Genomic DNA, 12,426 nt, shown 5'->3' with positions numbered 1-12,426 from the left:
GTCAGTTGTCAGTTGTCAGTTGTCATAGTGCTGTCCCCGCTCGCGAACGTTATTAGCCAGTAGTCAGTAGTTAAATAGCCTTCGAGTAAATAACCTTTCTCGGTTTGTTTTTAGTGAGGACTGAGCGTCCTCTGATTGATGCGGACGCTCAGTCCGAACGCTCAAACCTATTTAATCGCGGTCATTCCAGTGGAAATCATACTATTCATTCAGATTTTACATAGCTTTTCAAACACCGCATACATATCACCAGCAAACTTTTTCGGATTCCACAGCGGCGACAAACTTGCAGCGTCTTTAGATTTCACCAAATGTGCTTGAATTGACTTCCTCAATTCACCATCTTTACCCAATTTTACACCCAGAGCCACATATTCCGCCCAAGACCAAGCCACACCAGTTTCCATCCCCAAAGCCTGCAAAAACGAATAACCCATTCTCGACAAAAACTGCTCTCCGGTGCGAGTCACCACAGGCAAATTAAACCACAAAGCCTCTAAAGTGTGAGTACCTCCATTGTAAGGATAAGAATCCAACAAAACATCGGCCAACAAATAGACAATTCTGTGCTCTTCCTCCGTAGCAACCCTCGGCAAAAACTTAATTCGGTGGCGGCTGACTCCCTCAGCTTCACAAGCTTGGTGATACGCAGCCTCAAACACCGCAGCATCGCCCAAAGCTTTGTGAATTAAGATACTGTTCGGCACTTGTTTGAGAATCGCAATTTGTGCTTTTACTAACTCGCGATTGAATTTTCGGCCGGGAGCAACGCACAGGTAAACTATCTGATCCAAACCGATCCGATTCGACCTTCTCAAAGCCACCGGATCGACTCCCTGCCTCTGAAAACCTGACACCGCTACAAACGAATCCGGCATCCTAATTAGCTGCTCTTCATAATATTTTTCCCTGCCAGTTGGGTGCGAGTGCCAGTCTGTCAGAAAGTAATTTTCTGAGGATATGTAAGGGGCATCAAATCCTAGCCAAGAAACACAAACTGGTGCGGGTTTTTGGTGGAGAATCTCAGCGTGAACTGGTACGCTGAGAGAATCTAAATCGACTAAAACGTCTAGTTCATCTTGCTGAATTTGGGTGATAATTTCTGCGGAATTTGCCAGTCCGTTGGGGTAAGTTTGCGGAAAAGTCAGTTTACCCAAATTGTCAAATTGCTGAGTGCGATCGTCAGGAGTAATTCTTTCGGAAGCGTACAAATACAAATTGGGTGTGATGTCGGACAATTCGCGAATGATGTCAGCGCTGCACCAACCTACAGAATGGCGGCTGAAGTGATTGGACAAAAAACCGATTTTTAACTTACGGGCTGGGGCTTTTGGTTTTAAACTGTAATTTGCCGGTTGAGAAAAATTAGGTTTGATACATTTGTCGATGTACTTTTGGGCAATTAATCTGTAAAGTTTGGAGTTGGCTGCCAAGTCATCTCGCAAATAGGGCGTGCTGAATAATAAGTTTGCATAAAGCGATTTTATTTCTACCGAGATAGCCGTTTCTAAGTTGTGTTGCAAGTACGATTCTAGTTCTAAAAATCGATCGCCTGCAATTTGATTCAATCCCGAGACTTGATAGGTGCTGACGTAGTAAATCGCCGTCATAATTGGATCGGTTTCGGCACACATTTGGCTGTATTTGTGTACGGCTTGCCGCGCGACCTCTAAATCGCTAGTATCTCTGAGGATGCCGCACAAATGCTGGTGGGCGGAAATAAAATCTGGTTTAATTTCTAGGGCTTTTTGAAGGTTGGGTATGGCGTCTTTAAATTTGCCCTGGTGGCGCAAAATTATGCCAATTTGACAGTAGGCTTCGGGTAAATCCGGTTTAAAGGCGATCGCCCGCTGCCATGCAGCCACCGCCTCATCTAACCTTCCCTGCCGCGCCAATCGATCGCCTAAATTTATGTGAAAATCTACCTGAGCTAGATGGGGATTGAGTTCGAGAGCTTTTTGCTCGTAGGCTACGGCTGCATCCGGTTGCCCCTGCTGCTTCAGTGCGCTTGCCAAATTCCAGTAAGCAGCAGCCAAAGTTGGTTTAAGTTCGATCGCCTTGGAGTAATTGACAATTGCCTCCAACAAATGCCCTTGTTTGTAGAGCATACTCCCCAAATTAGCATAAGCCTCAGCAAAATCGGGATTCAGGGCGATCGCCTCCGAATAAAACCGCATCGCTTCCTCAATTTGCCCGCTTGCTTGCTGCACGTTACCCATTGTCACGTAAGCCGCCGCCCAATCCGGTTGCAATTCCAGAGCTCGCCGACAAGCAGCGTCGGCTGCTGGTAAATTGCCTTGGGAGTAATAGGTTTCTGCAACGACAGTCAGCGATGCAGCATCTTCTAATTCGGGTGTGTCGGATTGATTGCGAAAATCGGAATTCATTTGGCGGCCTATCTGTGCTATCAAGTTAAAGGTTGAATCGAGATTATTTTGCAGAGTAGCAGTTTTAGCGGAACTACGGGCGATCGTCACAGAGAATTTATGAGCGACAAGCAAGCTTCAGCGCGCCAACATCACATCAAGTGGAAACCAAACCTCCTGCTGGGGATACTCTTGTTAGCCTTAGCAATCCCCTTACCCTTTGCCCAAAAGACTCTCGCACAAAAGCAGACAGCCGACTTTGGGCAGCGACTATTTCAAACGGCTCTTTATTTCACCCTATATTTTGAGGGCGGATTCAGCAATCACCCCGCAGATAAGGGCGGGAGAACTTATCGGGGCATCCTGCAAACGGAATACAACTCCTACCGCTACAGTCGCGGGCTGCCTCCCCTCGATGTGACGCAGATGTCGGAAGCAGAGCTCCTAGAAATTTATAAATATTACTGGGATTCGAGCCTTTCGGACACGATGCAGCCTGCTTTGGCGATCGTCATGTTTGACACTGCTGTTAATTTTGGTATTAACAATTCTATTACATTTTTGCAGCAAGCCTTGGGATTGCCGCAAAGCGGCATTTTTGACGCGCGCACCAGGGAAGCACTGAAAGCCGCTAATAACAAAAATACGGCTCTACAAATGATTAACGAACGGATTATTTATCGCTACAAACGGGTGCAAGAAGATCCGAGTCAAATGGCTTTTTTCCGGGGTTGGCTGAGTCGCGATTATAGTTTGTGGGGCTACGTGAACAAGATTAAAAATTAAGCGTTTTCTGGATGCTCAGCAGATTGCTGTAATTGTCATTCCTCACTCAGGGCGCAGCGATCTCAAAATTTGCGATCGCTGCTAGTGATTAGACTTGAATTGCCTCACTCCTTTTAATCAAATTTTCGGACGCTGCTCAAAGCCCATCCCACTATAAAAAAATTGTGGGATGGGCTTTGAGCAGCGTCCCAGGTATTTTTGCAAGATGTCTGCTGACAATGCTGTAATAGTCTTGTTCTCGGCCCACGGGTAGCTAGAAACCGGGTTTTTTAACCAAAATATTTGCCTAAAACCTTCAATTTCAACAAAAAACCCGGTTTCTGGACGCGGGCGGGTAAATCCTGTTGTCATTGCTCGCTCGCTCGTGCCCATCTCATATTTATTTGCAACCACCACTTGAAATCGGTGAATTCCCACTCATCTTTCAAGGATTTGTCAAGTCTATCAAGTTCATAAAAGTCATAATTTTAGTTTCATAAAAGTCATATTTATCAAGATATATTTCTATTTTTCAAAAAAATTGTAAATTTAAAGGAAACCGTATATAACAGAGAGATCAAAATAAAATATGCAGCCAAATCAACTTAACCGATGAAACCTATGACCGTAGAAGAAGCAATCATTTGTTTAGACAATCTGGTATACAAACAAACAGAAAAACGCCTGAGTCGGTTGCAACAGTCGATAATTCTAGGCGTTTTAGAAGGTTTGACGTACCAAGAAATTAAGGAAAAAGATCCGATCGCCCGCGGCTATTCAGTGGGCTATCTGGGGCGGTATGTCGGCTACAACTTGTGGAAAGACCTCACCAAGGTACTGAAGCAAGCAGAAATTATTGAACCAGAAGAAAGAGTAGTGGGAGCAAATCTTTGGGACTGCATGATGAGAACTTTACAAAAAGGCACACAACCGGATAAAACTTCCCATCCGCCCTTGGAAAAGCTGCTGCGGATGCGTTACCGAATCAAAGAACACTTAGTCAGCACCGAGTACAGCGATACGTATTTGGCTGAAGATGAAAATTTGCCCGATCGACCTTTGTGTCTCGTCAAGCGCCTGAAAAGCCAGTCAGAGAAAACCAGCAAACTATTCGATATAGAAACGCGAGTGTTATATCGCTTGGGCCAAAACGAGCGGATACCGGAATTGTTAGCTCGATTTGAAGAAGATGGATATTTTTATTTAGTCTATCAATTCATCGAAGGACAACCGCTGTATCAAGAACTCATCGAAGGTCAACCCTGGGAAGAACATCAAGTTATTGCTTTGTTGAAAGATATCTTAGAAGTTCTGGTATTCGTTCACAAACAAAATGTAATTCACCGCGACTTGCACCCTCAAAACTTAATCAAGCGCTCACCAGATGGCAAGATTGTATTAATTGATTTTGGGGCAGTCAAAGAAATCAACACCTCGCAAAATAGCAGCGGTCAAACTAAGTCGCGCGGCGGCGGCACTCAGCAAGAGTACATTCCTCCCGAACAAGCTATCGGTGCGCCGAAATTTTGCAGCGACATCTATGCTGTCGGAATCATCGGGATTCAAGCCTTGACTGGGATGCGCCCGAAACAACTCAAAGTCGATAATTTAGGCAATCTTATATGGCAGAAAAATGCAACTGTGAGCCCGGAGTTTGCTAGCATTTTAGACCAGATGGTGTTGTACGCTTTCCCCCAGCGTTACCCGTCAGCAACCGAAGCTTGGGAAGCACTTCAAAACTTGGCAGTCAGTTGTCATTAGTCATTAGTCATTAGTCATTAGTCATTGGTCATTAGTCATCAGTTGTTGGTTGTTAGTTGTCAGTTGTCGATCGACAAAACCGCCATCCATTGATTTGATATTTGATACCAAATTCGGCTTTCATAGCTGGTAAAAGTATAGTCATTTATAGACATGGGAGGCTTCAAGTCCCTCCCCCTTCTCTTTTACTTTGAGCGGATTAACCCGCATTGGCTGAACTACGCAGCTCCCTATCCCATTGCTGAACGCATTTGGGATTGCTTTTCTGAGGATGTTGTACGAAGCGTTGACATCAGAATTAATTAACTGACCAATCGATGTTTTGTACAAACCTCGCTTAATACGCTTACCACTAAACATCGGTTCTTTTTCTGTTTTCCCGCAGACAGGGATTGAATCTAAACCCAGAAAATTTGCCCGCGACGTGTAGGACTCTTCCTGTACAATTACATTGATTCCTACCAACCGAGCTTTGTACTCCAACATTTCAATTAATCGAGAGTGAGGAATACCAACAAAGTTTTGGTTGGTTTGCTTCCCGAGATTAATTTCGGTTTTCCACTGTGCATTCTTGCCAATTACTAGCGTCCCAATCTGCTTAGTAGTTAAAATGTCAATAATTAGGCGACTAGCGTGATGCAAATAATTATCAATTTTTTGATGGCGACACCGAGTTAAGCCCTGAATCCGGGGTGAACTTTTGCGGTTCCCTTTTAACTGGGATTGTAATCGTGAAAAGCGTTTGTTGTAAAATTGATTAATTGATTTCAATGGTCGCCCGTTAATCAACAGTGGGGTAAATCCCGGTTGATTTGAAGTTAACGCCACTAAATTATTCAGTCCTAAATCAATACTAGCTACAGAATTGGTGTCGTCAATGGTGGACTCCGGTTCATCATAAATTACCTCAATTACATAGGAATCGCATTTCGGAACCAGCCGGAGTTGGCAAATCTTATCGGGAGCGACTTTGGTCTTGATTAAAAGTTCAGTACCCGAAAGTTTAATGATTCCTTTCTTCAACTGTTTGCTACTAATCGCTTGAATTGTGTAGACAAGAAGGTTTCGCCCTTTGGTTTTGTCTTTGTACTTCGGCAGTTTTGGGCGACCCGTGAATTTTGAAGAATTAGCCTTGTAAGCTTTAACTGCTTCAAAAAACGATTTCCAATTCTTGTCTAACACCATTAAGATTTGCTGGCTTACTTTAGCAGGCAAAGCCTTGTATGCTTCGATTGACTTCATCAATCGGTTCATTTCGTTATAACTGACATAACCCCATCCATAAATAAAGCTCTGACGAATGACGTAATTGGCGGCATTGTAGAGGTTTTTGGACTTGAAAGCTAGTTCGTCAATTATGGCAAAACGGTGTTCCGTTGATTTAATGATGTGCCTCTCTGTGAGTTGCATTTGAGACTTCCGTTCTTTGGGCTATGCGTATTCCTTGTTCAATACTCACAACAACATAATACCATTATTGTTTATAATTGCTTATAAACTCAATGAAGTTTTACAATACTCCCTATCGAGTCAGCCTTTGCGGACGAAAGTTTGTGTAGGATATGTTTTAACTGCGGAATCTGATTTTTTTTGCCGTTACCGCAGCTCGACCCTATGCGAGCTACGCCAACAAAGTCGATCGCGCGATCCGCTACCATTTCCCCTCAAACAACTGAGTAAAAACACTCTGTGCTGCTGGTACATCGGGCGATCGTACTTTTTCCCCACAATCCGCCACAGGCAATTAAGAGCCAAGATTGTTTTATTTTAACTAATAATTAAGAATAATTATTAAATGCTGACGAATAGCAGAGCGATCGGAGCCTGCTACTTTTAGTTGACACTCTATCTCAAGTTAGATAAAATCATGAGTATTATGTGCTAAATAAGCAGGTTTAACAATATCTTAAGCAGCTTTGTATAGCTGGCAACAATACAAGTACAGTGTTGATTGTTACCTTCGATACGTAGAAACCCACATCATTTGAGGGAGCAAGAAATTGGTATTTTTTGAACGAGCACAACAAGTGCAGCCGCCCTCAAGCCCAATTATTGCGCTTCAGTCTTTTTCCAAAAAAGCTGGAATTGCAGTAATCGCGATCGGCTGTACAGTCATTTTGGGTTGGATATTTGACCAGCCAATCTTAAAAAGCATTTTGCCCGAACTCGCGACCATGAAAGTCAATACAGCCGTTTGCTTTATTTTAGGCGGCTTGTCTCTGTTTTTCCAACAGCGCAGCCGCGCCAAATTAACAAGAATCCAGCCTCAAAAAATAGATAAATTTTTAATTTATTCCTGCTCATTTTTAATGATATTAATTAGTTTCATTACACTAATTCAATACAGCTTTAATTTAGACTTAGGCATCGACCAACTGCTATTTAAAGAAAGTTCCATCTTCACCAGCTCCTCATTACCGGGACGCATGGCACCCAATACGGCTGCTGCTTTTTTGTTGCTGGGCGTTGCCTTGCTGCTGCTATCGGTACGCCGCCCTAAATACCTGCGGGTTCAAATCTTAAGCTGTTGTGCATTTTTAATTGCATTTCTGGGTTTTACGGGCTACCTCTACGGTAAACCTTTCTTTTACACAATGGGCGCTCAGACAGGAATGGCTTTGCACACCGCCACAGCATTTATATTGCTGAGCTTGGGGATTTTATTTGCAAATCCAGAGCGAGGATTGATAGCAGTAATTGCGAGCGATCGCGCGGGCGGCATCATGGCGAGGCGGTTATTGCCGCCGGCAATAATTATCCCGCCAATAGCCGGTTATTTCATCATGTCGGGAGAGCGGCTGCAAGCCTACTCGCCGGAAGTAGGAATATCGCTGCTAAGCGTATTGAACGTGATGATTTTTACAGTTTTGATTTGGCAGAATGCGAAAACTCTCTGCACCGCAGACCGCAGGCGCTATCGAGCCGAGTACAGACTGATCGAAGCTAAATCACACTTAGAAACTGAAGTGGAGCAACGGACTCTCCAACTGCAACACGTCAACGAGCGATTGCAGCAGCAAATTCTCGACTCTCAAGCCACAGAGCAGGTGCTTCAAAAAAACTATAACCTGTTACTGACAGTGATCGACAGTACGCCGACAGCTTTATTTGTCAAAGATATTCATGGCTGCTACATGATGCTCAACTCTGCGGGAGCCAGCATCATTGGTAAGTCTTTTGAGGACATTATCGGCAGAGATGACAGCGAGTTATTTCCACCGGAAATTGCGGCCAATATTGTCAAAACCGATCGCCAGATCGTGACAGCGGGAAAAACCCAAGTCATCGAAGAAGAACTGCCAGTTCAAGGAAAAATGCGGACATTTCTTTCGACAAAAAACGCTTACCGGGACGGGCAAGGACAGATCGGCGGTATAGTTAGCATCGCGCGGGATATTACCGATCGCAAACAAGCCGAAGTCGCCAACAGAAGTCTGGCAGCAATTCTGGAAGCAACCCCCGATTTTGTAGGTATCTGCAACCCCCACGGACACGCCGTTTACATCAACAAAGCAGGCAGAAAAATGGTGGGTATCGACGAAAACACAGATATATCCCAGATGCAAGTTGGAGAATTCTCGGCAGCCTCAGCCCGCAGCACATTGAAAGGCGCGATCGCCACCGCTATTTCTGAGGGCGTTTGGAGCGGAGAAACCGCCTTTGTGTCAGCCTCGGGAGTCGAAATTCCCGTCAGCCAAGTCATCATCTCCCACTCAGCACCCGACGGCCAACTCGCATACATTTCTACGATCGCCCGCGACATCAGCGATCGCAAACGCACCGAGCAAGCACTGCAACTGTCTCAAGCTCGTTTCGCCGGCATCGTAGAAATTGCTGACGACGCGATTATTTCTGTGGATGCAAACCAAAAAATTATCCTGTTCAACCAAGGTGCAGAAACCATTTTTGGGTGGACAGCAGCAGAGGCGATCGGGCAATCCCTGAGCCTGCTGTTGCCCGCAGCTTTTGCAACTTCTCACAGCCACCTTGTCACCAATTTCGGCGGCGGCGTTAAACAAGCCCGAAAAATGGGCAACCGCAAAGAAATTTTCGCCCGCCGCCGAGACGGTACCGAATTTCCGGCCGAAGCTTCTATTTCCAAACTCGAAGTTGCAGGGGAAATCATCTTCACAGCAATTTTGCGTGACGTGACAGCCAGCCGCCAAGCCGAAGCATCTGTGCGCCTGAGCGAGGAAAGATACCGATCGCTGGCGATCGCCACCGCACAAATGGTTTGGACGACAAACGCTAGCGGCATCCCCTCTGAGCCTCAGCCGGATTGGATGGCTTACACGGGTATGAGCTTTGAACAGACGAGGGACAACTGGGCAGAAGCAGTGCACCCAGAAGACCGCGATCGCACAACACAAGCTTGGATGCGCGCCCTAGAAACAAAAAGTCTCTACGAAGTCGAACACCGCTTGCGCGCCGCAGACGGCAGCTACAGGCACTTCTGGGTGCGCGCCGTCCCCGTTTTGGCAGCCGGCGACGACGACGACGGCAGCGTTCGCGAGTGGGTGGGCGCTCACACCGATATTAGCGATCGGGTGCAAGTTTTGGCAGCCTTGCGAGAATCAGCCTCACAGTACCGCCAGCAAGCAGCCCAGCTCGAAAAAGCTTTCCGCGACTTGCACGAAACCCAAACTCAACTAATCCAAACCGAAAAAATCTCTTCACTCGGCCAGCTAGTCGCCGGAGTCGCCCACGAAATTAACAACCCAATTAACTTCATCTACGGGAACATCACCCACGCCAGCCAATACGCCCGAGACTTGCTCGATTTGCTCCACCTTTACCAAGAAAAATACCCAAATCCCGCCCCGGAAATTGCTTTATCAGCCGAAGAGATTGAAATCGATTTCTTAATGACAGACTTTCCGAAAATTTTGGAATCAATGAAAGTAGGAGCCGATCGCATCCGCGACTTAGTTGTGTCCTTGCGTAACTTTTCCCGACTCGACGAATCGCAGATGAAGCGAGTACACATTCACGAAGGAATCGAAAGCACTTTGGTAATTTTGCAGCACAGGCTCAAAGCTAATGCCGTTCGTCCGGCGATCGAGATTATCAAAGACTACGGCCACTTCCCAAAAGTCGAGTGCTATGCAGGTCAGCTCAATCAAGTATTTATGAATCTGTTAGCAAATGCGATCGACGCCCTCGAAGAATACAACACCAAGCGTTCTGCCAAAGAAATATATGCTAGCCCCAACATAATTCGGATTAGCACCAGTGCGACTTCAGACACAGTAACTATCCGGATTGCCGACAACGGAATGGGAATCAATCAAGAGGTCATCCGCAAGTTATTCGACCCATTTTTTACTACTAAACCTGTCGGCAAAGGCACTGGTTTAGGACTGTCAATCAGCTATCAAATTATAGTTGAAAAACACCGAGGCAAATTGCAATGTATTTCCGCTCCCGGGGCCGGTGCAGAGTTTATTATCGAGATTCCCATTTCCCAGAAACTATCAGTATCTGCGACGGAAAACATCAAGGAAATGGTCATTAGTCATTAGTCATCAGTCATCAGTCATTAGTCATTAGTCATCAGTCATTAGTTTCTGAGAGTCGCGCGTGGGGCGAGAAACCCGGTTTCTACAAGTTTTGGGTTGAGTGACGAGAAATATCGAAAGAAACCGGGTTTCTGAGAGTCACGCATGGGGCGAGAAACCCGGTTTCTACAAGTTTTGGGTTGAGTGACGAGAAATATCGCGAGAAACCGGGTTTCTGAGAGTTATGCAGGGCGCGAGAAACCCGGTTTCTGAGATTTACGCAGGGCGCCAGAAACCGGGTTTCTGAGAGTCGCGCGTGGGGCGAGAAACCCGGTTTCTACCAGTTTTGGGTTGAGTGACGAGAAATATCGCGAGAAACAAACCGGGTTTCTGAGATTTACGCATGGGGCGAGAAACCCGGTTTCTACGAGTTTTGGGTTGAGTGACGAGAAATATCGCGAGAAACCGGGTTTCTGAGATTTACGCATGGGGGAACCCAAAATCGAAATAATTCTTTACAATTAGATGGTAAATATGATTGTTCACTTAAAAAAATCCCTTGAAAATGCCTGTAAACCAACTTTCTGCAACCACAGCCTCCACCCAAACACCGGAATTAGAGTTTGACATAGCGATCGTCGGCGGTGGAATAGTCGGCGCCACCTTAGCGTGCGCCCTCAAAGATTCAGGATTAAAAATCGCCATCATTGAAACTCAACTCCCCGCCGCCGCCGCCGCCAAAAAACAAGCCTATGCAATTACCCTGCTATCGGGAATGATCTTAGAAGGCCTCGGTGTGTGGGAGCAAATCTTGCCGCAAATCACTACCTTCGAGCAAATTAGCCTCTGCGACGGCGACTATCCCGGTGTCGTCGAATTCCACCGTCCCGATTTAGGAAATACTGGCAAATTACCCGTACCAAAAACAGCTTTAGGTTACGTTGGCGAGCACCGAGTCATGCTGTCAGCTTTGCAAGAATCTTTAGCAAAAAATCCGAATTTTAGTTGGGTTTGTCCTGCTGAAGTAGTCGAAGTAAAATATTTAACTAATTCCGCCGAAATTCAACTCAAACAAAACGGCGAAACTCGCACAATTCGCACTAAATTATTAGTCGCCGCCGACGGTTCTAAATCGCGCATCCGGACATCCGCCAACATCAGCACTCGCGGCTGGAAATACTGGCAATCCTGCGTTGCTATCACCATTAAAGCAGAAAAACCGCACAACGATATTGCTTTTGAGCGCTTCTGGCCGAGCGGCCCGATGGGAGTATTACCATTACCGGGGAACCGCTGTCAAGTAGTTTGGACAGCACCCCACGCGGAAGCACAAGCTTTGCAGTCAATGGATGAGAAAGAGTTTTTGACTTTGTTAGAACAGCGCACGGGCGGGCTGTTAGGGCGTTTGGAGTTGGAGAGCGATCGCTTTTTATTTCCGGTGCAGTTAATGCAGAGCGATCGCTACGTGTTGCCCAGATTAGCACTCGTTGGCGACGCCGCCCACTGCTGCCATCCCGTCGGCGGACAGGGCTTAAATATGGGCATTCGTGACGCTGGGGCGATCGCCCAAATCTTGCAGCAAGCCCACCAAAAAGGCGAAGACATCGGCGATTTTCGAGTATTAAAAAGATATCATAACTGGCGCAAAAATGAGAATTTAGTTGTGTTAGGATTTACCGATTTCCTAGATAGATTATTTTCCAATACTTGGCTGCCAATTGTCGGATTTCGCCGCTTCGGATTGTGGTGTTTGCGAACAATTCCCCCAGTCAGGTTTTTAGCCTTGCGCCTGATGACCGGCTTAATGGGCCGCCCACCGGAATTAGCTCAAAATTAGGTTCGATCGTTCGGACTTCAGTCCTTCATCGGCCGGATACCCGCGCACCATCTAAGAAACCGGGTTTTTACGATTTTTACCGACAGTAACGAAGTATCTCAAAAAAACCCGGTTTCTGGCCGCCCGCGCACCATCTAAGAAACCGGGTTTTTACGATTTTTACCGACAGTAACGAAGTATCTCAAAAAAACCCGGTTTC

At 46.0% G+C, this 12,426-nt stretch carries 7 protein-coding genes; 4 read left to right on the top strand and 3 right to left on the bottom strand.

Annotated elements, in window-relative coordinates:
* Window positions 1-209: 209 nt before the first annotated feature.
* A complete protein-coding gene (locus QUB64_RS20345; protein WP_333278030.1) occupies window positions 210-2,387 on the bottom strand; it encodes a tetratricopeptide repeat protein in 2,178 nt (725 codons plus the stop codon).
* 99 nt (window positions 2,388-2,486) lie between these two features.
* On the opposite strand from QUB64_RS20345, the gene QUB64_RS20340 reads away from it, so the two are divergent.
* Window positions 2,487-3,152 carry a glycoside hydrolase family 108 protein gene (locus QUB64_RS20340; protein WP_333278059.1) on the top strand — a complete coding sequence of 222 codons (666 nt, stop codon included), beginning with the start codon at window positions 2,487-2,489 and terminating at the stop codon, window positions 3,150-3,152.
* A gap of 117 nt (window positions 3,153-3,269) precedes the next feature.
* On the opposite strand, the gene QUB64_RS20335 is transcribed toward QUB64_RS20340, so the two are convergent.
* A complete protein-coding gene (locus QUB64_RS20335; protein WP_333278028.1) occupies window positions 3,270-3,569 on the bottom strand; it encodes a hypothetical protein in 300 nt (99 codons plus the stop codon).
* 174 nt (window positions 3,570-3,743) lie between these two features.
* On the opposite strand from QUB64_RS20335, the gene QUB64_RS20330 reads away from it, so the two are divergent.
* On the top strand, window positions 3,744-4,892 hold the full coding sequence (locus QUB64_RS20330) for a serine/threonine-protein kinase (protein ID WP_333278026.1): 1,149 nt from the start codon (window positions 3,744-3,746) through the stop codon (window positions 4,890-4,892).
* 141 nt (window positions 4,893-5,033) lie between these two features.
* Here the strand turns inward: QUB64_RS20330 and QUB64_RS20325 are convergent, their stop codons facing one another.
* On the bottom strand, window positions 5,034-6,302 hold the full coding sequence (locus tag QUB64_RS20325; RefSeq protein WP_333278024.1) for an RNA-guided endonuclease InsQ/TnpB family protein: 1,269 nt from the start codon (window positions 6,300-6,302) through the stop codon (window positions 5,034-5,036).
* Window positions 6,303-6,892: 590 nt separating this feature from the next.
* On the opposite strand from QUB64_RS20325, the gene QUB64_RS20320 reads away from it, so the two are divergent.
* Together QUB64_RS20320 and QUB64_RS20315 are read left to right on the top strand one after the other, a co-directional pair.
* The gene (locus tag QUB64_RS20320; protein WP_333278022.1) at window positions 6,893-10,414 is read left to right on the top strand and encodes a PAS domain-containing sensor histidine kinase; all 3,522 of its coding nucleotides are present in this window, start codon (window positions 6,893-6,895) and stop codon (window positions 10,412-10,414) included.
* 541 nt (window positions 10,415-10,955) lie between these two features.
* Window positions 10,956-12,227, top strand: coding sequence for an FAD-dependent hydroxylase (locus tag QUB64_RS20315; protein WP_333278020.1), 1,272 nt, complete (start codon window positions 10,956-10,958; stop codon window positions 12,225-12,227).
* The last annotated feature ends 199 nt before the right edge of the window (window positions 12,228-12,426 follow it).

Origin of the sequence: Microcoleus sp. Aus8_D2, assembly GCF_036702665.1 — a bacterium.
Classification (GTDB): domain Bacteria; phylum Cyanobacteriota; class Cyanobacteriia; order Cyanobacteriales; family Microcoleaceae; genus Microcoleus.
The sequence above is the reverse complement of the archived record's forward strand: the minus strand, read 5'-3'. Positions and strand labels throughout refer to the sequence as shown.

What these genes read in the sequence shown, in the direction of transcription:
- QUB64_RS20345 (WP_333278030.1), bottom strand. Translation starts at nt 2,387, where the DNA reads ATGAATTCCGATTTTCGCAATCAATCCGACACACCCGAATTAGAAGAT.
- QUB64_RS20340 (WP_333278059.1), top strand. Translation starts at nt 2,487, where the DNA reads ATGAGCGACAAGCAAGCTTCAGCGCGCCAACATCACATCAAGTGGAAA.
- QUB64_RS20330 (WP_333278026.1), top strand. Translation starts at nt 3,744, where the DNA reads ATGAAACCTATGACCGTAGAAGAAGCAATCATTTGTTTAGACAATCTG.
- QUB64_RS20325 (WP_333278024.1), bottom strand. Translation starts at nt 6,302, where the DNA reads ATGCAACTCACAGAGAGGCACATCATTAAATCAACGGAACACCGTTTT.
- QUB64_RS20315 (WP_333278020.1), top strand. Translation starts at nt 10,956, where the DNA reads ATGCCTGTAAACCAACTTTCTGCAACCACAGCCTCCACCCAAACACCG.